Genomic DNA, 20990 nt, shown 5'->3' on the forward strand with positions numbered 1-20990 from the left:
CGTGCGGGCTCGCATCTCCCCGTCGGGCAGCTGTAGACCTTCCAGCTTGCGCGGACGGGGACACGGTGGAGCGCCCTACCGGACGAGTCTCAAGGGCGTTGTCATGCGTCGACGTGGGCGCCGCGCGGTTTAGGAAGTGTGGACACGGCCGGGAGTCGTGCGGCAGTGACCTGGGCTGACCTGCGCTGCGATGCCGGCCGCCACGTCCAGGAGCTGACCGCCGTTGACCCTCGGCCCCCGTGTCAACGGACACGCAACGGGCACGGCGACTGAGGGGTTATGAGATCAACTGCTCCGCCCCGCCGAGCTGGGCACATGGTGATCTAGCAGCGGAAACACCTCTCGACATCTCACAGCACTCCCCCGCCATCCGCCGTCCTCTTGCGGACTAGATGCGGACCGCTCGCCTGCTGGTCCAGACACCTGCGGCTTCCTCATCGGTTCGACGGGATCGGCTGACCGGTCAAGAAGCCGTAGCCGACAGTAATCAAGATCATGACGCCGACCACTGCGAAAGCTACGCCAAGCAGCCGCTCCACCAGGACGAAGCGCGCCAGACGCTCCTCGTGCGGGACGTCTGGTAGCCAGCGCCACGGTGGAACTCGCCGTAGAACGCTCGCGGTGGCCATCGACCGCCGCACATGCCACTCCGTCACGCCGCGAAAGTTGGTGGTCAGGGCGACGCCGATGAGGACCATGGTCAGGCTCATCATGACTCCGGCCAGGAAGCGCCATGTCTCCATCTGACCTCCTCGGCGTGGTCACCGGATCATATGTTGCCCTGCCTTGCAAAGATCGAGACTGCTGTCTGCCTGCGTCGGTGACTGCCGCTGACCTGCTCGCCGTGTCGCCCACCGTCGACCCGGGACCGTGTCCGTCGGCGGGCTTGGCTGTACGGATGGCTGTACAGCCACCTTCTGATCCGTAGATTCCCAAGACCACTCCGCACCCGTTTGGCAACGTCCGCGTCGCCCTGGTCGCCGCGCTCTTGGCAACTGGATCGGTCCGGACCCTCCGGCTCCGTTCGCCCGGGTGGCTTTCACGCGTGGCTCCCAAGCCAGACGCTCTGATCCGTAGCCTCGGCCGGACTGTCCGGCTCCGCGCAGGAGGGTCGGAAACTACTGCTCGCAGCGCTCTACTCGTCCGCTGCCGCGTCGATCTGTCCAGCGCCGTTGCTAATCGTGGTTTCGGGCTGCTGTCAGCTCGGCAAGCAGCGCCCTGGACGGTCTGTGGTGGTCTGGCGCGTTGCAGATACGATCACGGCCCTCCTGTGCTTGTCTGATCGGGGTGTGGCCGTGGAATGGGTATTTCCGATCCTGTGGGTGGCGATCTTCGCCCTCTTCTACTTGACCGAGGGCAGAACCACCGTGCGGGAGTGGCGGCTGCGGCTCTTCGGTCAGACCGTTAACGGCAGGGTTACGAGTCTTAGGCGGTCGGCCGGTCGTTATGGCCCGGTGTGGAGGGGCAGCGTCACGTACTCATCCCCGCGTGGCAAGCACACGATCACCGGCCACGTTGCCCCAGACGTCGAAGTCGGGCAGGACTTCCTGGTGCGTTACCTTCCAGGAAACCCCGAAGTGGCAGTCATGTCCGAGGGCGTCGTCATGCTCATTGTCAAGACCATCGCGGCCATAGCCGTCACCGCGATCCTCATCGCCATTGCACTTGCCGTCGCGCTGGGCTGAACTCGTCATTAGGACCACATTGGTGTCGGCTGGTTAGCGGATCTCCTCGTCGGGCAGTCGCAGGCCGTCCAGCCTCCCCGGGCGGGGCCAAGGCGGAGCGCCCTATCGGACGAGTCTCAATGTCGGTCGTCAAGGGTCGGCCGGGCGACCGAAGGATTATGAGATCAAGTTGCCCACGTCAGATTACCTGCATGCACCCGCGTCTAGCTGCGGAAACGTCTCTCGACATCTCACACCGCTCCCCCGCCGTTCGTCGCCCTCTTGCGGACTGAATGCGGACTGGTCAGGACCAGCAGGTGGCCTTGGAGTTAGAAGGCAGGTGCCGGCTGGTCGGGCGGTCGTGCTCGCCGATGGCGCCGAAGAGCGACCGTGTCCCGTCGGAGCAGAACCCCGGAGACCACGATTCCGGTGCCGGTGCCGAAAAAGGCAAGTACGTCGATCACCGAGAACGGACGTGCCCGGTTCCGGACAACGTCACTCGGATCGCTGGTCGAGTACTCAACCTCCATCCGGTCGCCCTTGTCGGGACATGAGGTGCCACAGTAGATTCACCCCTGATGACGGTCACCGTCGGCGAAATACTCGACCTCGGCTTCACCGGTTCGCCCTGGAACCACCTTCAAAACGCGGGCGTCAACGACCTCTCCGTCCTTGAACGTCCCGTGGCGAAACCAGAACGTGCCCAGGACCGACGATCCCGCCACCAGGAAGAGCATCCCCAATATGGCAATCGCAGCGACGAGCACTCTTGCCCTACGGTCACTGACGTCACCCGCCACTCTTGACTCCTCGTCCACCGCCCGAGCGGGCCGCTGGATGTCACCGTCCAGCGACCCCCTGACCACCGCCACGCTACTTACTGGCTGAACAGGTGCAATAGACGTGGGCACGCTTCAACCTGCAAGCACCGAAGCGCGCTGGCTGGGATGAAGGATCTCCTCGTCGGGCAGTCGTAGACCGTCCAGCCTCCCCGGACGGGGACAAGGTGGAGAGCCTCACTAGCCGAACGACCTTGGCCCCGTCCGCGGAGGCTGGTAGCCCTTGTGGGGCCCGACGAGGGATCCGCGGCTGATCTCTGAGGAGGGCCGGGGTTCGGGGCGGAGCCCCGAGGTCTTCAGGGTCCTGGTCGTCCCTCAGCGTGGCCGGCCGGCCCGGCCGATGCCGGCCGAAGGTCGCCAGCAGGCCGGGGCCGGGCAGGCGCGGCCCGCTTGCGGGCCGCCTTGACCTGGGATGACGGTGGTGCGCCCGGCAGGATTCGAACCTGCGGCCTTGGGATTAGAAGAAGATCGCGGACGACTGGTCCACCGGGTGTAGGGCTGGTCAGCCCGTCGGCCGCTGTCGGACAGCGTCGGCGGCTGTGGGCGGTCTTGGCTGTACGAATGGCTGTAGCGGCCCTGGTAGCTGACCTCTACGGTTTACGATCATGGACGCCACACTCGCAGCCGTTCTCTTCTACGCGCTGAGCATCTTCGTTCTTTACTGGGTTATCCGTCTAGCGGTCCTGCACGCGATCCAAGCCGCCGACAAGGACCGGCGGAGTGGGGCGTGACGGTCGGGTCCGTTCGGGCAGTCGTAGCCCGGGGGACAAGGTGGAGCGCCCTACCAGACGAGTCTCCATGGCTGTCAGGCGTCGGCGTGGGTGCCACGCGGTTTAGAAAGTGTGGGCACGGGCGGAGGTTGTTCGGCACGGACCTGGCTTGACCTGCGCCGCCATGATGGCTTCCACGTCCAGGAGTTGACCGCCGTTTACCGCCGGCTCCCGCCCCATCGGGACGGAACGGGCACGCCGCGCTTCCCTGCTGCCTTGCAAAGATCGCGCCGGCTGTCTGCACATGTCGGCTGCCGTCACTGACTTGCATCGTGTGTCGGCCGTGCCGCTCTCGCCCGATCCCCCGGGCGGCGGGCTTGGCTGTACCGGTGGCTGCACGTCGGTTGCCTGCTCCATGGATGCCCAAGACCACTCCGCACCTGTTCGGCAACGTCCGCGTCGCCCTGGTCCCCACGCTCCGGAGCTGAATCCGTCCGGTGGCATGCACGCCGTTGAGATGCTCCGATATATCACGGACCGCAGGGAAGGGGAGCCCATGTCGACTATCACGGTTCGTCGTGCCGTGGACGCTGGCGGGATTCTTACCCGCATGAAGATCGAAGTTGATGGTCAGATCGTGGCGCGCCTTAGACGTGGTGCTGAGCACAGCTTCGATGCACAGCCTGGCCGACATGTCGTCCGGGTCCGTCTGAGTTGGCAGAGCAGCTTGCCAGTCGAGGTGACCTTGAGCGGCACCGAGACAGTCGCCTTGGAAGCGGCATACAGCGAGCGATCCTGGAGGTTCACAGAGACGTTCCTGCGACCCGGAGGAGCCCTCGACTTGCGGGTGGTGTGACATAGGCATTACGAGATCAAGTTGGTGACCTGTGCCTACCTGGCCTCGACTGGCCTGACGTGCGGAAATGACTCTCGGCACCTCTCAGCGTCGGTGGTCGCGGTCCGACTTCTTGAGGACCAAATGAGGACTGCTGCCGGCCGGGCGCCCGACCTCCTGATCCGTAGATTCCAAGACCATGTCAAGGCCGTCCGATGCCATCCGCCTGGTCCTGGTCCTCAAGCGCCCGGCAACTCGATCGGTCCCGTCCCGTCCGGTCCAGTCCGCTCCGGTGGCTCCCACGCGTGGCTCCCAGACTGTCAGCTTCGGAACCGCACAAGTTCGGCTCCGGCGAATATTCGGCCAGAGGCCGACGTGGCCTCCGATGGACAAGTTGGCCCTCGGATCACACCGGCTTGTGGCCCGTGGATGGCCCGGCACGGGCCTCGTGGCTACGTCCGGAGAAAGCGGGTGAAGGTCCGCGGCGAAGCGGGTCAATTCCTCCCCGCTCGAAGGACGAAGACGGCTCTGGCGGACAGCTGCCAAGAGGGGATAGCGCGTCGGTCCTGCGAGGCCTACAGTGATCCACCCGGTCAGGCAGGGAGTGCCCATGAGTGATTTCTTCTGGAGCATGTTTCGGCTTGTGCTGCCCTCGGCGCCGGAGGCGGTCATGTTCGTGGCGGGTCTGCTCGTCACGATCGCCCTCCGGCGACGCCTTGGTGCGGCCGCCTCCACCGCCATCATCGGCTTCGCCTTTCTCGCTCTGGCCAGCCTCGGAGACATCGCCTGGAGGCTGCCCAAGATAGACCGCACACCGAGTGTGGGGTGTACGAGTGGTTGACCTGCTGATCCACCCGTCGCTGGTTGAGCGACCGGGGCGCATCCTGCTTCTTGCAGCCGTGTTAGCAATTCCCGGGCTGCTGGTTTTCGTTGCCCGGCGGCTTGGAGCGGTACGTCAGCTGCGCGTATGGCCCTGCCTCGTTATGTCTTGCCTGTGGGCCGTTTACGCGTTGTACGAGGCTACCTTGCAAGGGAAGGGCTACAACATCCGCGTCGAGCTCCTGCTGATCCACCCGGCTCTTACACTCTTGTCGGTACTGGCATTGATCGCCACCGCGATCCCCCGCCCTCGTGCGTCTGCGGGTCCGGCTGGCGGGGCAATGCTGGGCGGGTCATCCGAGCGGACCTGAGCGCCGCGCCGAACCCAACTCGGCATGATCGGACGCTGACCTGGCGCGCGGTCAGCGGCAGAAGAGGATGCCTGTCACCTGCCGGTCAGATGAACCCGTGCGGCCGGTGAGCCATCACACCACCATAAGTCGTCTTCTCGACGCCGACCTGAGTCTGGTACTGCTTTCTGCCTGCGGCCCCACATCGCCGTCAAAGGACACGGTCGGCGACTACTTCCTCTCCGAGCCCTACCTGGACAACAGAGGATGGCCGCCGGTCGATGGGCATGAGCTGAATAGCATTGCCGGACCTGATCACTGCGATTGGCAGGGCGTGATGATGCACGTCGGCTGGCCTCTCGGCACCGTCTCTCGGACGTCTGCCGAAATGCACCAGTTCATTCGTGATCCCGACGGTCATCGATCAGGGACTTCACGGGGCGTGACCTGGCCCGGCTGGCGTCACTCGGGATGGCCCAACCGCAGGTCGCGGCCGTCGTCGTCCCGGCCGTTGATGGTCACGGTGTCGGACCCGGGCGGGTACTTCGTTACCGGTCCCGGGTCGGCTTGCCAGTGGCCGAGCGGGGCAACGTCGTGACGATGACGATGTCACGGGGCAGTTCGGCGCGGGTGAGCCGGTGCCGTAGCCACTCGCGGAGGCTGGCCTCGGTCAACGTGCGATCTGTGCGCACCTCGACCGTGGCCAGCAGGCGCTGGCCGAACTCCTCGTCGGGTACCGGCCGCAGCACGGCGTCTGCTACGTCGGGGTGGCTGGTGATTACGGCGGCGACGGGACCGGGGTACACGTTCTGTCCACCGGAGACGATCATGTCGTCGATACGGCCGTCCAGCAGGAGCCGGCCCACCAGGTCGAGGTGGCCGAGGTCACCAGTGGCGAGCCAGGCTCCGTCCGGCTGCCATCCGCTGACCTGTACCTCGCCGACGTGGCCGGGTGGGAGGGACGCGCCAGCGCGGTCGACGACCCGCAGTCGTGCGCCGCGCGGTGACCGGCCGACGGTGCCGGGCGCGGCTCGCAGGTCGGCAGGCGTGGCCATCGAGGCCCAGCCTGCCTCGGTCGTCGCGTACATGTTGAAGACGCGGTCGCCGAAGAGTCCGCGCAGCCGCTCGCCGAGTTGGGCCGGGAGGGGGGCGGCGCCGCTGATCACCGCCCGCAGGTGGCGGAGCGGGGGGCGATCGGTCACGGGTAGGTCGCACATGCGCCGCAGCTGGATGGGCAGTGCGACGAGCAACCGGGCGCGGTGCTCCTCGACCGCGTCGAGGATGTCCTGCGGGTCGCGGCCGCTGACCAGCACCACCGGGCCGCCGAGGGTCAGGCCGGCCGCGAGGTACGTCAGCCCGTAGCCGTGGTGGACCGGTGCGGCGACGGCGATCGGTTCCCCAGGGCGGACCGGGGTGAGCCGCAGGTGGGTGATGGCCGGGCCGAGGAGCATGCGCACCGGCAGGGGTCGGGACACGCTGCGAGGGGTGCCGGTGGTGCCGGACGTGAGCACCGACATCCGGCCCTTGCCGCGCCCTCGGGGCGGATACGTCGCCGGGTCGCCAGCCAACAGCACGGATATCGGCACGGCGGGCACCGGGCACGCAGGCGCGCCCGACTCGTGTACCAGCGCGACCAGGCGTTCCCGGGTCACCAGGTCGGTCAGCCGGTCGGCGGGCAGGTCCGGGGGCAGCAGCAGCACGTCAGCGCCGGCGCGGGCCAGGCCGGCCGCTGCCGCGACGAAGCCGCGGTGGTCGCGGCAGGCGAGGCCCACCCGGTCACCGGGCTGTACGCCGAGGGTCGCCTGGGCCGCCGCCGCGCACCTGCCGGCGGCCGCGTCGAGTTCCGCGTACGTGGCCGGTCCGTCCTCATCGATCACGGCGATCGCCGTCGGCGACCCGGCGGCGACCGCTGTGGCGAGGGTACGACCGTGGCGGCGGCCAGCCCACGCCAACCGCACCAGCCGGCCCGGCCGCAGAAGGCCCGCGCCGACGATGACCCGTACCGGTTCGGTCGCCGCCACCACCTGTAGCCCCGCGGCGAGCGCCCGCTCCACCGCGCGGGGCAGCGCGGCCGCCGCCGCCGAGCCGAGCCGGGCCCACCATGGCCACCAGGTCCGCGGGCGCGCGACGGCGCGGCACACGATGCCCGCCGCCTCGGCGGCCGACATCGCCGGGGCACGCCGGTAGTGTGCGGTAGGTGCAAGCATCCGGGTACGCACCAGGTTGCAGTACACGGTGCTGACGGTGACGCCGTCATGCCGCAGCTCCGCGGCGGCAGTGCGCAGCCACGTGTCGAACGCCGCCTTCGAGGCGTGATACGCCGACCAGTGCGGGGCGTTGATGGCGAGTCCGGCGGTCGAGACGTTGACGAGGTGCCCACCGCCGGTGGTCCGCATGCCGGACAGCAGCACCAGCAGCAGTTGCGCCGGCCCCAGGTAATTCAGGTTGATCGTGCGTTCGAGGTCGTGGAACCGGTCGGCGGTGTCGGCCACCGCACGGCGGATCGACCGCCCGGCATTGTTGACCACCACATCGATCCGGCGGTACCGCGTCAGCAACTCCTCCGCCAGCGCGGCGGCCTCCGCGGGTACTGAGAGGTCAGCGGGGTGAACGTACGCCACGCCGCCGCTCGCCACGATCTCGTCCCGAACCTGCTCCAGCCGCGACGCCGTGCGTGCCACAAGAAGCACAACGGCGCCCGCCGCGGCCAGACGGCGGGCAGTCGCCGCGCCGATCCCCTCAGACGCGCCGGTCACGAGGACAGTACGACCGGCGACCGCCGCGCGCAGCCGGTCAGGGCTCACCCCACGTCCGGTGACACCCGCAGCAATCCGCACCCAATGCATGAGCCCGCCCATCGCATGATTGTGGCGTTAGCTCGGAACCTGTCAAGATCAATTAGATCTGAAACCGCTATATAGGTCCACCAACCTCATCAACGACGCCGCTGACCCGACCTTGTCTTCGTGGCCGAGTCGATGCGCGATGGCTTTGGCCTGGGCGTAAGGATCAGTATCGTCGACCGGGAAGGTGAACGGACCGCGGCGCACTCAACTCGGCTACGTGCGTATGCCAGCCAAGTAAGCACCTCGTGACGCCGCGTAGCGCGCGGATCGCGACATGAGCGTGCACATGGCTTGGGCGCCGCCAGGCGGTTTGACAGCGCCCCTGGCGCTTACGTGGCGGTTGGTCGGTGCCGACAGTGTGGCCGGCGCATAACGTACGGTTCATGACCGACGGCGGTTGGGCGCCGGACCCCGAGTACGCGAAATACCCGGACCATGATCTTCACGATGTTCCGCTAGCGGTGTTGGAGGCCGCGCGCACGTACATGCGGCAGGTCGCGAGTCTGGGAGACGTCGCCGAGGACGATGCTGAACCCCTGGCCGACGCGGTGATCGCAGCCGCCATGCCCGTTGTCCGGCAATGGCTGCGAAGTCAGTACGCATAGTGAGGGCGGCGCGCCCATGAGCACGCGCGCCTCGCGGCAGATGAGGATGGTCGACTCGCGGCCACATGGGTGCGGAGACCGACGTGAGGTCGCCTGTTCCGGACAAGCGCTGTCACGATGACGGCGACAGTCCCGATGCGCGAGGGATGGGCGGCGTGCAGATCATCGAGGTGACCGATCTCGGGGTCCGGTCGGCGGTTATCCGGCTGCGCCGTCGTGAGACAGCGCTCCAGTTCGTGCTGTATCCAATGATCCACATGGCGAAGCCCGCGTTCTATGCGGCCGTGACCGCCCGGCTCAAGCGCGCAGACGTCGTGGTGGCCGAGGGCGTGGGCGGCGGCCGGGGGAAGCGCTCTGTGCTGGTCGGTGCGCTGACGCTCAGCTACAGGGTGCTCCGGCTCAATCGACGGGCGAAGCTGGTCGAACAGGACATCGACTACGCGGCGCTCGGCGTTCCGGTGGTGCGCCCCGACGTCAGCTTGGAGGAGTTCGCGGCCGGCTGGCGGCGAGTGCCGCTGGCGCAGCGGTTGATGATGTGGGGAGTGCTGCCATTCGTCGTGGTGGCCCGACTGTTCGGCGGCACCCGCATGATCTGGTCGCGTTCGATGGAGCAGAACGACCTGCCCACACCGGAAGCGGAGGACCTCGCCGACTGGTCGCCGAAACTGGCGGCCGCTTTCCTTGGTGAACGCGACGAGCGGCTGCTGGCCGCGCTCTGCCGGCTGCACGAGGAGCGTAGCGGGGAGGACATCGAAGTGGCTGTCGTCTACGGCGCTGCACACATGCCCGCTATCGTGCTCGGGTTGATGAGCAGGTATGGCTACCGGCCACGCTCCGCCGACTGGCTGACCGTCGCCGACCTTTGACCGGGACCGACGAATCGATATGGCGAGCCGTAGCGGTACGGGTCGGAGCCCAGCTCCAGGCAAATGCTCCCTCAGCGGCAGATGAGTGCGTTCTTCGGGTGCTCAGACGCCTTGCGGCACCAGGTTGAGCGGTCCACCGAGTGAACGGTGACCTTCTTGCCGAAGAGAACGCGGGGGCGGGCACTACCGCCAGCTGGCGGGGTAGACCCCGCCCGGCACGTCGGCATCGGGGTCGTAGGGCGTCCGGGTGAAGCGGAACGAGGCGAGGTCGAGGTGCGACACGGCCCCGTCGGTCCGGCGGACGACCCGCAACGGCTCGCCCGCGTAGTAGCCGTCGAGCCCGACCCACGCGTCGACGCCGACCGGGCGGAAGCGGGAGCCGCGGGCGACCCCCGGCTCGCCGAGGACGAGGTGGCCGCCCTCAACCCGGGCCACCGTGACCGATGGTCCCCAGTGCCACGTGCCCACGAGCTCCAGGAGGGACGCGTCACCCGACGCGGACCACGGCTCGACGGATGCGGGCTCGTGCTGCTCGAGCCCGGCGAGCAGCGCGGTGACCAGGCGCCGGGGCGCCGGGCTGCTCGTCGTGTTGGTCAGCACGACGACGCTGTCTCCGGTGTCGCGGGCGACGCGCAGCTCGGCGACGAAGCCCGGCATCGACCCGCCGTGGCCGGCGTACCGGCGTCCATCGACGTTGAACACCTGCCAGCCGAGCCCGTGCGCACACGTCCAAGGGACACCAGGGTCATCGACGACGAAGTGCGGCTCACACATCTCCTCGAGCGTGTCGGCGGCGAGCAGCTCGCCGGTGTCGCCAGCGAGGAACGCCGCCCACCGCGCGAGGTCCTCGATCGTGGTCCACAGCTGGCCCGCGGGGCCCATCGCACCGGCGTCGTGCTCGGGCTCGGGCAGGAGGACGTCGGCAAAAGGGTGCACGGCGAGACCGCGCGCTGCGCGCCCGGTGGGCCGCGTCGTCGTGCGGCGCATGCCGAGCGGCTCGAGCAGGTCGCGGCGTAAGACCTCGAACCAGTCGACGCCGTGGGCCCGGCGATGAGCTGACCCAACGCGCTGTAGCCGACGTTCGTGTAGTGGAAGCGACGCCCGGAGCGGAAGCGCAGCCCGACGCCCGACGCGACGAGCTCGTCCCACGTGCCGCCCGGCGTCCGTTCCCACCACGGGCCATTAGTCTCGGCCTGCAGGCCGGCCGCGTGGACGAGCAGCTGTTCGACCGTGACGTCGCCGAAGGACGTCCCCGGCACGTGGTCGTCGAACCGGTCGGTCAGGCGGAGCCGCCCAGCGTCGCGCAGCCGCATGACGGCGACCGCGACGAACGTCTTGGTGATCGAGCCCATCCGGTACTGGACGTCGGTGTCGGCCGGGTCTCCCCCGGCGCGGCCGTCGAGCGTCCCCACCGCACCGGACCAGGCGAGCCGCCCGTCGCGCACCACACCAGCGGCCACCGACGGGAGGCGACCGGCCCGCTGCTCTGTCGACAGCACGTGGTCGAGGTGGCGGGCGGTCGAAGCGGTGGCGGCCGAGCGGTCGGGGTTAGTGATCACGGCCTCACCATAGGACGGCGGTCTGGCGTGGCGCAGACCGGGCGTTACCGGATCTCGGCACGTCCGCGCCGCCACCCGTGGACAACCGGCTCCGTTCAATTACGCGCGGTCTGCGGCAGAAGCGGATGCCTTCGCCGATTTCAGATCTTGCGTTCGGCTCCTGCGCTGCCACGCCGCCGACAGGCAGGCCTCGGCCTCGGAACCGAGGATCCGGTAGGCCGCCCCGAGAATCGCAGGTCGATGCGATTCCCAGTGGGTCTCCGCCAACGTGCCGGTCAGCTCCACTCCCGAACTCCTGCACGCTCGGATCAGCGCCTTCCACGTTTTGGTATACACATGCGACGCTTCGTGGAAGGAAACCGCCGTGGGTTACGAGACCACGTTCACCGGCCAGGTGACCATCACTCCTCCGCTGAACCAGCACGAGATCGACTACCTGCTGGCGTTCGCCGAGACCAGGCACGAACCCCGGTCCACCGGCCCCTACGCCCTCGGCTACGGCGACGAGGTCGAGGACGCCAGGGATCCAGACCCGAGCAAGCCCGGGTACTGGTGCAAGTGGGCGCCGACCGCCGACGGCGCCGCGATCGCCTGGAACGAGCGCGAGAAGTTCTACGATGCCGAATTCTGGATGGGGTACCTGGTGCACACGTTCCTGAAGCAGGATGCCACCGTCGTGCGCGAGCGGGTCGACCCGGTGCCCGGCCGGGTGTATCCGCCCGTGCTGGACAGGTTCACCTTCGACCACGTCGTCGACGGCGTCATCGAGGCCGAGGGCGAGTGGCCCGACGACCGCTGGCGTATCGAGGTGCGCGCCAACGCCGTCTACGTGGTCCGGCTGCTGACCGAACCGGACCACGCCGAGTACCCCCGCACCCACCGCGACGACTGGACCGACGAGCAGCGGGCCGACTTCGCCGCGCGGACCCGGCACAATTTCGTGTACCTGGTGCGGGACGGGCGGTTGCACGAGGTGGGCCCGGCGGACGGGACGTCGTTCGAGCCGATCCCGGCCGACGTGGACTGAGCGCTGGCCCGGGCGTCCGCGTGGGCAGGGCAGCGGTTGCGTCGGCTGGTCAACGATGAACAGCTCGCCATGCTGCGGGTTCCGCAAGACTGCCGCCGGTCGCTCGGTGAGGACCCCACTCAGATGATTCCCAGCCGCGCCAGCTGTTGTTGAAGAGCGAGCGTCACGGCGCATCGAGGCCCAGCGCGCACGGTCGGCGGCAGAAGCGTGAATGGTCTGACCATGGCAAGTCTTTCGCCTTTCCGTCAGCTGATCTCGATGAACTGTGCTTCGGGTAGCGTCGCGTGCCGGTGGCAGACGGTGTCAGGCATGGAGGCGCCCGACCGAGGGAGACCGACGATGTCGACGTCGCATCCTTCGTCTTCGCGTGACTGAGCGCGAGACGACCAGGCTCATCGCCTGGAGCCGTGAGCTTCGCCAGGTGCACGCGCGCCTGCGCGAGGCGCTCGACCTCACCCGCAGTGCGGTTGCCGAAGGCAGGTCCGGCGAGACAGCCACCCGTGACCTGCTGCTGTACTGCCACGGGTTCTGCGCTGCCCTTGACGGGCACCATCGGGGCGAGGACCACACCCTGTTCCCGGCGATCAAGGCGGTCCACCCGGAGCTGGAGCCCGTGCTCCGCTACCTCACCCAGGACCACTCGATGATCGCGCACCTGCTCGCAGGCCTGCAGGCCGCGGTCGATCGGGCCGCACCGGTCGCCGAGCTGGATCGTCACCTCGAGGGCGTCGCAGCCATTATGGAGAGCCATTTCCGGTACGAGGAGCGTCAGCTGCTCACTGTGCTCGAGTCGCTCTCGCTGGATGCGCTACCCGAGGAGGTCCTGGGACCGCTGTGAGCAACCCGGGCCCGCGAACCGGCGGGCCCTGCCACTCCATCCTCAGCTGCCGAACTTGGTCCACGTCCCCCGATTGCCGGGACGAGGACAGCACGATGGTGTCCGGACAGGGTTCACCGCATCGACAGCGCGCTCTTTGACATGTTGGGACCGTTTGCGTCTGGCAGGGTCCGCTACGACGCGTGACCTATCCGCCGAGTCGCGCGCACGGTCGGCGGCAGATGAGTGCGGGTCATCGGCCAGGTTCGAGACCTGCGGAACGAAACCATGACCGGGCTGTGTCGGTGCTGAGCAGAATCGCGTAGACCGCCGGCCAAGCGAGCGAGCCGACGGCCGACGATGTGCCCGATGCGAACAGACGGACGCCGGCGAGAGCGGCCCCGACCCCGCACAGGACGAGAACCGCTCGCCGCGCCCACCGCCGGGCTCGCTGCACCGCACGTGCGAGCCCGATGTACAGCGCCCCGAGTAACACGTACGCCCCGGCCCGCAGCAGACCGCCCAAGGTTCCGGACCCGAGGCCGGTCAGCGCGGACAACACAGTCAGCGCACCGCCGACGTAGAGCAGAATCGCCGCAGCTTGGACGGTGCCGGGAGCCGATCCATGCCGCGGCTCGTCCGCATGAGATGGCTGGCCCCCGGGCTCGCTTTCCTGATCCGGGCTGGACACGACAGGCATTAGATCAGATCACTGGATTGGATGCGGTCCCCGTAGCGAGCGACTGTTCGGATGATCAGTCTCCCTCCGACGAGGACATTGACCACCGGCCGCCGCAGACTTCGGAGCCGCCAATCAGACGCACTCATTCCGACATGACCGCGCGATCAGCGGCAGATCCGTGCACCCGAGCGTGGACTCGACGAGGTAACCAGCGAACCAAATCAGCGCTCCAGCGACGTTTCACCTTCAGCTATCGTCGTCAGGTGCCCGCTGCCCGCACCGCCGTGACCGCCCTCGTCGCCCTCACGGTCGTCGACGTCTTCCACACCATCGTCGCCCTCGCAGCGTACGAGCACCGGATCGGCGTAGTGACCCACGACGGGTCCGGCACGGTGGACATGCTCAACACCATCGTGCCGCTTCGCGAGCTGTCCTCGGCGATGTTCTGGCTTCTGCTTCTCACGCTGCTTGCCGCCTGGGCCGGCGTCGCCAACTGGGTCATCCGGACCCGGCGCACCGAGCCACCGGTCGCACCCACAGCGCCTGTGGCCCGGTGGCGGATGAGCGCCATCGTCGCCGTGCCCCTCAACCTGATCGCAGCCGTGCAGTACCTGTCCGCCACCACGAACGGGGGCGAGTACATGCGCACCGTCCTGGCCGAGACCACCCTGCTGCTGGTCGCCGCATCCGTGGCACTCGTGATCACCACGACCGCCGGCATCCAGGTCGTCCGGCGCACCGCAGAAGACCAGCAGCACACCGATGCCGAAGCCACAACTGGTAGTCGTCCCAGCCGTCTGAGCGGGACCGGTGCTACCGGCGCGGCGGCACGCCGTACATCTCATTGGCAGTTCCTGACCCGGACGGCTGTCGCGTGCCGTAACACCACGTGACGCGCGATCGGCGGCAGTTGAGGATGACCTGGCTGGGAAAGGTGTGGCAATCAGTCGTAACCGTGTCCTCGTGATCGGCGGAAGTAGGAAACCGTCGTTACGGCTAGCAGCACCGCGCCTATAAAGAAATAGGTGTTGATCCCAATGCCGGCCCAGAGCTCAGCCGTGGAGATGTCTTGCGCCCCCACAAAGCCGCCTCGGCGGATGCCTGTAGCCATCAGCAGGTTTTCGACCATCCCGGGAACCCCTCGGACGACGAGTAGCGTGCTGCCAAACCACAGCGGCGTGAGCAGTATCCATCGAGGGACGCGTCGTCCCCATGGCCGGACGGTGGCTACAACGACAGCTGCCCCGACGGCCGACATGAGGATAAGAGTGATGTTGAAGATCACGTATGCCCTTAGGCCCCAAGGTCCGTCGCCGGTCGGATCGTCACCGGGGAGGAACACCGCTACCACGTGGGACGCGACGAAGAAGATCAGCCACGCGAACGTGCCGTACGCCCAACGAGGGCTGCCCTGAACTCTCACACCACCAACATCGTCGACTCGGGCGCCATGACGCCTCCCACCCTGAGGGGACTCATCTCCCTCACTGGAGGGAGGCTCGAATTCTCGGGCACACGCAACTTCGCATGACCGCGACCAGCGGCATGCGCCCGAACGGATGGCCTAGTGCCTCGCGGGCGGCGGGCGAGTCGGATTGCGGCTGGGCGTCGACCACGGTGGACATACTCAATTCGGCATGACCGCACGACCAGCGGCCATGAGAGTAAGCCGTTGTGCAATGCGGCCAGCGGTGGCGACGGCCGTATGGATACTGTCACCGTGCATACGTCCTGGACCCACATCGGGCGGCTCTGGACGAACGGCGAACCGTACCTCGCCATCGACGCCGCTGTTCGCCGTTTCTGGCGCGGCATGAGTGACGACGAGTACGACCGGATCGTCGACATGACCCCCGAGGAGACCAGCATCGCTGTGGCCGGCTCTACCGCTCTTCTTGTCGGCGCCGACGGGGTCGTTCGTGACGACAGTTGGATGGAGGTGTTCGAGTCTGCGGAGGGCACCTTGGCGATCGTCCAGGTCTCGGGCCCGGACTATCGCGGAACCCTCGAATCGGCGCTGCACTACCCATCGGCCACCGATGATGTCGGTGATGCCCTGAGCGTCCCCAGCGGCGACCTCGCAATCTTCAGCGCCGCCCTCGACGGAATAGGCGAGCACGCGATGCCGCTGTCGCATCCTCAACCAGGCCCGCCACCGGCTGAGCATGGACCTCCGTCACGGGAGCCGGACACGGGACTGCTCCTGCCAACCCGCAGCAACGGATACAGGCTCAAAGTCAGGTGGTACACCAAAATTGACGACCAGAGCTGCTTCGCCCGGTGGCTGCTCCTCCCGGTACACGACCGCCAACCCACATGACGCTCAACCAGAGGCACGCGCCTCGGTACGACCGTCGCCGGCGAGCAGCGCCCGCCGTCGACTTCGGCGACGCGCGGATCGCGGCGAATCCGGATGTCGCGTCACGATGCTGCCAGGCATCATCATCGTGTGGATGCCCGCCGAACGATCGTCCTGGTCGATGACCTTCGTTCGTTCGTGGATGGCCGTGGTGCCCAGGTGGCCCGTACCAGCGCCGCCGGGGTTGAACTCCTCGACCGGTACCGGGACCGGCGCTTGGACGAGCTGTGGCTAGACCACGATCTCGGCGGGGACGACACGATCTGGCCGGTCGTGGAGGTCCTGGAACGGGCTGCCTTCGACAAGCGCCCCTTTGACGTCGGCGTCATCAACGTCCACTCCGTTAACCCGACCGGCGCCGCGAAGATCGCCCAGGTCTTACGGCACTGGGGGTATCGCGTCCGGATCGCGTCGGGTTCTACCGACGTCGGCTATCTCGACGGCCCCGCGTGAGCTGACCGGCTCGAACGCCCCGTCCGACGGCCGCCACACTCGGACGGCGGCATGTGAGCGCACGGCGACGGCGGGACCTTCAGGGCCAATTGGGCCGTGTTTCGTAGTGCCCGCAGGCATTGCCCTGACGCCGGTAGGGCCGCCGCATGAAGCAGCAGGTCGCGATCGCGGATGGCACTTCGTCAGCGTGGGCCCTTTGAATCGACGACGGGAAACGCCCGGCGCACTTCTGCCAGGAATTCCGCGCGCCGAGCCGCGTAGGTGGTGATCGCCGCCCACAGCGCTTCCAGCGCGGCCTGCAGCGGATCCGGCCCGGCGGCAGCCGCCAGCGCCGGCAACGCCATCGCTGCCGGATCCACCGGGCCGTCGAGTATCGCGCCGAGCGAAGGGGCCGCGCCATGGCTTTGCCGGACCATCCCGACGATGCGGTACCCGCCGGGCTCCTGCGCGCCCGAGATCCGCGCTAGCAGCGCCTTCGGGTCGGTGAACTCGGCGGGCAGGGGGTCTCCGTGCTCCAGCGCCGCCCATGCCGGGGCCATCCAGCCGAGGTCCGCGATGCCGGCGAGGGCGAACGCCTGCCGCGCGGCCCAGACCGCGATCCGGCGCTGGATGACGTCGTCAGCCTCGGCAACGCCGTCGACGAGGTCCCGGTCCAGCAGGGCGATCCCTTGAACGTTGCCCCGGACCTGACGCAACCGTTCCCCCGGCGGGCGCCCACCCCAGCGCCGCTCCTCTTCCCGCCGCCGGTACTCCTCCGCGCGCCGCTCCTGCTCTCGCCGCTCAAGCTTCGTGGCCTCCACCTAGTCCCACAGCGACGGTGGCGCCGGCAGGGTCGAGGCCCAGTTGTGCCCGGTGCTGGTTAGCGAGATCGTGACGTTCCTGCTGGAGTACCGGCTGTTCGTCCTCGATGCCACAGGGGTCGTGGTGGAGGCGAACATGGCCTGGTTCAGCACAAGCTACGCCGCCAACCCCGACCAGGTCCTCGACGTGGTGCTCCGCGCAGCCGGACCACGCCACCGCCTGGCGCCCCGCGACCATGCGTTCACAAGACCGCCCACCCCCTTCGGATAGCAGCCCAACATCGGCAACACCGCCAACAACGTCTGCTGCGAGCCCAGCCAAGACCTCACAGCCGAGGAGGCACCCGGACAGCGTCCGGGTAAGTGACGACGCCCAGCAAAGCGACCGGCTCGGCGGCAGAAGAGGACGTTCAACGCAACGACGGCAAACCCCATCGAGGCCAAGGCGGGGACGTGCCATCAAGACGTCATGGACGAGCTGCACGGTGCGAGTCGACCCCTGACCAGCGGTATTAACCTACGGGTCAGGGGCTGGCCTTCGAGGTCTCCCGCCGACGGGCGGGAGTAGTTCGATCAATCCTTGGCGGCACGCTCGGCCGCGGCGCGGTCGCTCGCCACGATGAGGTTGAGCAGTTCCTTGCCCAGCCGGGCCGGCACCCGGACGCGACCGCCGCCGGTCGAGATCGCCTGCGGGCACGTCGCGTCACCCAGCACCACCGTGACGCCGTCGAGGGCGATTCCGACCGCACCGGGCACCTGTAGCGTGCATTCCTCACCTGCGGGCACGGGGTCGCGCAACTCGGCGAGGGCTGCCCGGATCCGGGTCAGCGTCTTGGCGTCCGTCGCGGTGACCATGGGGCCCGCGTGCTCGCTGACGGCGCCGGTGATGCGATCGGGCAACATCAGTCCGCCGGAGGCCGGAGCCGCCGGTCCGGCGGGCCAGGTGACGCGCTTGAGCAGCTGCTCGCGACCCTTCTCGTCACCCGAGATGAAGACTCCCGTCGCCCTCTCCTCCTCATTGAAGGCGCGGTAGGTCCACTGGGACTGCGTAACGTCCTCCGTGACTTGGAGCAACTGCCCGTCCTTGACCACCAGCCGCTGCGGGTTGACGTACAGGGGAACGGCGTCCTGCACGAGAGCGATCCACGCCTGACCTTCTGACGGGCACCTAGACCTGGGCTGCGTGTCCCGGGGGGAACCCCACCTCGCGGCGAGGTAGACGGTGTGCGGCTCGGCGACGCAGGGGTCGAAGGTCGTGACCTCGCTCGTCCGCCAGCCCTCCGGGACGACGACCGACAGGCCACCCAGCCTCACCGTGGTCCCGGGCGCCCCGGCGGCCTCGGACCGGTCCGGGGCCGCCATTCGGAGGGGCAGGGCCACGATGGCCGCGACCGCGGCCGCGACGGCGACGGAGCCGGCAGTTCCCCAGGCACGGCGACGGCGCTGCACGCTGCGCCGCCCGAGGCTGACCAGCCGGGAGGTGGGATCGGTCTCGGTCGGCGTCACGGAGGCGGCTGCGCGTTCGAGTAGTTCTCTGACGTGGGTGGGATTCACGGCGTCTCCTTGGAAGATTCGACGAATAGACCGCTGGCGCGCAGCACCGCCAGGGCACGGGACGTGCGGCTCTTGACCGTTCCCACCGCAACGCCGAGGGTCTGCGCCACCTCGGCCTCGGAGGCGTCGGCCCAGAACCGCAACACGAGCACCACCCGCTGGTCGGCGGGCAGCCGGCGCAGGCTGGCGAGCACCTGCACGCTGAGATCCGACTGATCCGCGAAGCCACGACGGGACGCGTCCGGCAGCTCCTCGGTCGGCACCTCGTCGCGCCAGCGCCGGCGCCTGGCCCGCATCGCGGTACGGACCATCACCCGCCGGACGTACGCCTCCGGTCGCCCGTCCGGCACGCCCAACCGATGCCACGACCGATAGGCCGCGATCAGACCCTCCTGGGCGAGATCCTCACCCAGCCGGCCGTCACCGGTCAGCAGCGCGCCGAAGCGAACGATCTCGCGGTACCGGCTGGCGACGAAGTCCTCGTAGCCGGCGGGTTCCGCTCTGCGAAGCAAGCCCATACCTAATTAAGGGACCTGGACCTGGCCGATGGTTCCCCGGTCGGGCCGCCGGTCACCACGTGTCGGCCGCTAGGCGCCCGCCCGAAGACGACCGCATCCGCGGTAACGGCGACGTTGTCCCTCAGGACATGCATGGCCAGAAACCCCGTGCTACGAGCTGGATGTTTAACCTCCATCGGAGTACCGCGACAAGCGCTCGCTCATCGGCACGTCCGGATGCAGGCACCGGCGGTCAGGTTACCTTGCGTAACGAGCGCCTCGCGGCATGAGCGCACACCTGATCGTGGCTAGCAGTCGATGCCGCACGGTCGGGCGGAAGTTTGAGGGCGTCGGATCTTGCGGGTCCACGCCGTCACATCCTGTGAGGGAACCACCGACACCAAGTCGCTATTCTAGCGCTAGAGTATGCACGTGGAGTTGACTCCCGCTGAGCTAACCGTGTTGGGCTTGGTCATCGAACGGCCGCAGCACGGTTACGACCTGGAGCAGGTGATCGAGCAACGCGGCATACGGCAGTGGACCGATATCGGGTTCTCCTCGATCTACTACCTACTCGCTAAGTTGGAGCAGCGCGGCCTGCTCCATGTCCCGGAGGCTCCGGCCGCCGCGAAGTCCCGCCGCGTCTTCCACGCCACCACTGAGGGCCGCGAGGTTGCGGCACGTAACGCGCTGGCCTTCGTCGCCGAGGCACGGCCAGTCCCACACCCACTGCTGGTCGGCGTCGCCAACCTGTCCCTGCTCTCGGCGCAGCAGTACGCGCAGGCGCTGCGCAAACGACTGGCGCAGATCGAAGCCCAGATCGTCGCGGTCCGGGCCGTCCAGGCGGTGCAGCAGGCACAAGCCCCCCTCCCGCTCGCGGCGCGCGAGGTGTTCTCCTACTCCCTGAGCCTCATGGAGGCAGAAAGGCAGTGGCTCGCCAGCCGAGTCCAGGTGCCCGGTGACGAACAAAACTGACGACAAGACCGACTTCAAGAAGACCCTTGACGCTTACCAAGCACAACGAGGCCGGTTCCGGATAGTCGACGTACCCGACATGCAGTACCTCATGACCGACGGCCGCGGCGACCCCAACACCTCGCCCGCCTTCACAGAGGCGATCGAGGCGCTCTACCCAGTGGCGTACAAGCTGAAATTCGCCAGCAAGCGAGACCTCGGGCGCGACTACGTCGTTCCGCCCCTGGAAGGCCTGTGGTGGGCCGAGGACATGGACTCCTTCACCGCCGTACGGGACAAGTCACGGTGGGACTGGACGCTGATGCTCATGGTCCCGGACTGGATCGACCAGACCATGTTCACGACCGCCGTCGAGCAAACCGGAGCGAAGCACCGACCGGCGCTTCTCGACGACGTCCGCCTCCAGACGCTGTCCGAAGGGCGGTGCGTGCAGACGCTGCACGTCGGTTCCTTCGACGACGAGGCCGGCGTGCTCGCGCAACTGCATCATAAGTTCATCCCTGGGCACAGGCTTCGCATGGCCGGCACTCACCACGAGATCTACCTCAGCGACTTCCGCAAGGTCGCACCCGACAAGCAGCGCACCATCCTCAGGCAGCCGATCACCATCGACACCCGAGCGTGAGCGGCTGGCTCGCAGACCCGAGCCGTAGTCGGTGACGGACGGGTGCGCGCTCATCGGCAGATCCGCGCGTCCCGAGGCGCGCACTGCAACCGGGATCTACTGGCCCGG

21 protein-coding genes and 1 pseudogene are annotated in these 20990 nt (G+C 68.0%); 15 read left to right on the forward strand and 7 right to left on the reverse strand.

Features of this window, described 5'->3' with window-relative positions; translation table 11 throughout:
• Positions 1 to 434: 434 nt before the first annotated feature.
• Positions 435 to 743 (reverse strand): hypothetical protein, encoded by a 309-nt coding sequence (locus ABZV78_RS06555; protein ID WP_355635915.1) that lies wholly within the window; start codon positions 741 to 743, stop codon positions 435 to 437.
• Between the two features lie 579 nt (positions 744 to 1322).
• Between ABZV78_RS06555 and ABZV78_RS06560 the strand changes: the two genes are divergently transcribed.
• From ABZV78_RS06560 to ABZV78_RS06580, 5 genes are all read left to right on the forward strand, one after another.
• Positions 1323 to 1685 carry a DUF3592 domain-containing protein gene (locus ABZV78_RS06560; RefSeq protein ID WP_355635917.1) on the forward strand — a complete coding sequence of 121 codons (363 nt, stop codon included), beginning with the start codon at positions 1323 to 1325 and terminating at the stop codon, positions 1683 to 1685.
• Positions 1686 to 2242: 557 nt separating this feature from the next.
• Positions 2243 to 2470, forward strand: a complete 228-nt coding sequence (locus ABZV78_RS06565; RefSeq protein WP_355635918.1) for a hypothetical protein — start codon at positions 2243 to 2245, stop codon at positions 2468 to 2470.
• Positions 2471 to 3108: 638 nt separating this feature from the next.
• Positions 3109 to 3234, forward strand: a complete 126-nt coding sequence (locus tag ABZV78_RS06570) for a hypothetical protein (protein ID WP_355635920.1) — start codon at positions 3109 to 3111, stop codon at positions 3232 to 3234.
• A 1424-nt stretch (positions 3235 to 4658) separates the two neighbouring features.
• Complete coding sequence (locus ABZV78_RS06575) at positions 4659 to 4889, forward strand: hypothetical protein (protein ID WP_355635922.1); 231 nt, start codon at positions 4659 to 4661, stop codon at positions 4887 to 4889.
• Positions 4882 to 5238, forward strand: coding sequence for a hypothetical protein (locus ABZV78_RS06580; RefSeq protein ID WP_355635924.1), 357 nt, complete (start codon positions 4882 to 4884; stop codon positions 5236 to 5238). The genes ABZV78_RS06575 and ABZV78_RS06580 overlap by 8 nt, the downstream gene beginning before the upstream one ends.
• A gap of 527 nt (positions 5239 to 5765) precedes the next feature.
• Here the strand turns inward: ABZV78_RS06580 and ABZV78_RS06585 are convergent.
• On the reverse strand, positions 5766 to 8075 hold the full coding sequence (locus ABZV78_RS06585; protein WP_355635926.1) for an SDR family NAD(P)-dependent oxidoreductase: 2310 nt from the start codon (positions 8073 to 8075) through the stop codon (positions 5766 to 5768).
• A 371-nt stretch (positions 8076 to 8446) separates the two neighbouring features.
• Between ABZV78_RS06585 and ABZV78_RS06590 the strand changes: the two genes are divergently transcribed.
• Together ABZV78_RS06590 and ABZV78_RS06595 are read left to right on the forward strand one after the other, a co-directional pair.
• Complete coding sequence (locus ABZV78_RS06590; protein WP_355635928.1) at positions 8447 to 8668, forward strand: hypothetical protein; 222 nt, start codon at positions 8447 to 8449, stop codon at positions 8666 to 8668.
• Between the two features lie 146 nt (positions 8669 to 8814).
• On the forward strand, positions 8815 to 9534 hold the full coding sequence (locus tag ABZV78_RS06595; protein ID WP_355636016.1) for a hypothetical protein: 720 nt from the start codon (positions 8815 to 8817) through the stop codon (positions 9532 to 9534).
• 183 nt (positions 9535 to 9717) lie between these two features.
• Here the strand turns inward: ABZV78_RS06595 and ABZV78_RS06600 are convergent.
• Positions 9718 to 11168, reverse strand: a pseudogene (locus ABZV78_RS06600) (serine hydrolase domain-containing protein).
• A 289-nt stretch (positions 11169 to 11457) separates the two neighbouring features.
• On the opposite strand from ABZV78_RS06600, the gene ABZV78_RS06605 reads away from it, so the two are divergent.
• The 3 genes from ABZV78_RS06605 (at position 11458) to ABZV78_RS06615 (ending at position 14512) form a co-directional block, all read left to right on the forward strand.
• Positions 11458 to 12120 (forward strand): hypothetical protein, encoded by a 663-nt coding sequence (locus ABZV78_RS06605; RefSeq protein WP_355635930.1) that lies wholly within the window; start codon positions 11458 to 11460, stop codon positions 12118 to 12120.
• A gap of 367 nt (positions 12121 to 12487) precedes the next feature.
• Positions 12488 to 12958 carry a hemerythrin domain-containing protein gene (locus ABZV78_RS06610; RefSeq protein ID WP_355635932.1) on the forward strand — a complete coding sequence of 157 codons (471 nt, stop codon included), beginning with the start codon at positions 12488 to 12490 and terminating at the stop codon, positions 12956 to 12958.
• A gap of 924 nt (positions 12959 to 13882) precedes the next feature.
• A complete protein-coding gene (locus ABZV78_RS06615; RefSeq protein WP_355635934.1) occupies positions 13883 to 14512 on the forward strand; it encodes a hypothetical protein in 630 nt (209 codons plus the stop codon).
• A 50-nt stretch (positions 14513 to 14562) separates the two neighbouring features.
• Here the strand turns inward: ABZV78_RS06615 and ABZV78_RS06620 are convergent, their stop codons facing one another.
• A complete protein-coding gene (locus ABZV78_RS06620) occupies positions 14563 to 14748 on the reverse strand; it encodes a hypothetical protein (RefSeq protein WP_355635936.1) in 186 nt (61 codons plus the stop codon).
• 591 nt (positions 14749 to 15339) lie between these two features.
• Here ABZV78_RS06620 and ABZV78_RS06625 point away from each other — a divergent pair.
• Together ABZV78_RS06625 and ABZV78_RS06630 are read left to right on the forward strand one after the other, a co-directional pair.
• The gene (locus ABZV78_RS06625) at positions 15340 to 15939 is read left to right on the forward strand and encodes a hypothetical protein (RefSeq protein WP_355635938.1); all 600 of its coding nucleotides are present in this window, start codon (positions 15340 to 15342) and stop codon (positions 15937 to 15939) included.
• 129 nt (positions 15940 to 16068) lie between these two features.
• On the forward strand, positions 16069 to 16431 hold the full coding sequence (locus tag ABZV78_RS06630; protein ID WP_355635940.1) for a cyclic-phosphate processing receiver domain-containing protein: 363 nt from the start codon (positions 16069 to 16071) through the stop codon (positions 16429 to 16431).
• Positions 16432 to 16613: 182 nt separating this feature from the next.
• On the opposite strand, the gene ABZV78_RS06635 is transcribed toward ABZV78_RS06630, so the two are convergent.
• On the reverse strand, positions 16614 to 17231 hold the full coding sequence (locus ABZV78_RS06635; RefSeq protein ID WP_355635942.1) for a hypothetical protein: 618 nt from the start codon (positions 17229 to 17231) through the stop codon (positions 16614 to 16616).
• 52 nt (positions 17232 to 17283) lie between these two features.
• Between ABZV78_RS06635 and ABZV78_RS06640 the strand changes: the two genes are divergently transcribed.
• Positions 17284 to 17502, forward strand: coding sequence for a hypothetical protein (locus ABZV78_RS06640; protein ID WP_355635944.1), 219 nt, complete (start codon positions 17284 to 17286; stop codon positions 17500 to 17502).
• A gap of 302 nt (positions 17503 to 17804) precedes the next feature.
• Here ABZV78_RS06640 and ABZV78_RS06645 read toward each other — a convergent pair whose 3' ends face one another.
• Together ABZV78_RS06645 and ABZV78_RS06650 are read right to left on the reverse strand one after the other, a co-directional pair.
• A complete protein-coding gene (locus ABZV78_RS06645; RefSeq protein WP_355635946.1) occupies positions 17805 to 18365 on the reverse strand; it encodes a hypothetical protein in 561 nt (186 codons plus the stop codon).
• 416 nt (positions 18366 to 18781) lie between these two features.
• The gene (locus ABZV78_RS06650) at positions 18782 to 19297 is read right to left on the reverse strand and encodes a SigE family RNA polymerase sigma factor (RefSeq protein ID WP_355635948.1); all 516 of its coding nucleotides are present in this window, start codon (positions 19295 to 19297) and stop codon (positions 18782 to 18784) included.
• Between the two features lie 417 nt (positions 19298 to 19714).
• Between ABZV78_RS06650 and ABZV78_RS06655 the strand changes: the two genes are divergently transcribed.
• Both ABZV78_RS06655 and ABZV78_RS06660 read left to right on the forward strand, forming a co-directional pair.
• Positions 19715 to 20257 carry a PadR family transcriptional regulator gene (locus ABZV78_RS06655; protein WP_355635949.1) on the forward strand — a complete coding sequence of 181 codons (543 nt, stop codon included), beginning with the start codon at positions 19715 to 19717 and terminating at the stop codon, positions 20255 to 20257.
• Complete coding sequence (locus ABZV78_RS06660; RefSeq protein ID WP_355635951.1) at positions 20241 to 20882, forward strand: GyrI-like domain-containing protein; 642 nt, start codon at positions 20241 to 20243, stop codon at positions 20880 to 20882. Before ABZV78_RS06655 ends, ABZV78_RS06660 begins: the two co-directional genes overlap by 17 nt.
• Positions 20883 to 20990 lie beyond the last annotated feature (108 nt).

Source organism: Micromonospora sp. NPDC004540 (assembly GCF_040610095.1).
Lineage (GTDB): Bacteria > Actinomycetota > Actinomycetes > Mycobacteriales > Micromonosporaceae > Micromonospora.

Bases quoted from the DNA above. Each gene is read 5' to 3' on its own strand.
- ABZV78_RS06585 (WP_355635926.1), bottom strand. From the start codon at position 8,075: ATGGGCGGGCTCATGCATTGGGTGCGGATTGCTGCGGGTGTCACCGGA.
- ABZV78_RS06595 (WP_355636016.1), top strand. From the start codon at position 8,815: ATGGGCGGCGTGCAGATCATCGAGGTGACCGATCTCGGGGTCCGGTCG.
- ABZV78_RS06570 (WP_355635920.1), top strand. From the start codon at position 3,109: ATGGACGCCACACTCGCAGCCGTTCTCTTCTACGCGCTGAGCATCTTC.
- ABZV78_RS06590 (WP_355635928.1), top strand. From the start codon at position 8,447: ATGACCGACGGCGGTTGGGCGCCGGACCCCGAGTACGCGAAATACCCG.
- ABZV78_RS06575 (WP_355635922.1), top strand. From the start codon at position 4,659: ATGAGTGATTTCTTCTGGAGCATGTTTCGGCTTGTGCTGCCCTCGGCG.
- ABZV78_RS06565 (WP_355635918.1), top strand. From the start codon at position 2,243: ATGACGGTCACCGTCGGCGAAATACTCGACCTCGGCTTCACCGGTTCG.
- ABZV78_RS06555 (WP_355635915.1), bottom strand. From the start codon at position 743: ATGGAGACATGGCGCTTCCTGGCCGGAGTCATGATGAGCCTGACCATG.
- ABZV78_RS06620 (WP_355635936.1), bottom strand. From the start codon at position 14,748: ATGGTCGAAAACCTGCTGATGGCTACAGGCATCCGCCGAGGCGGCTTT.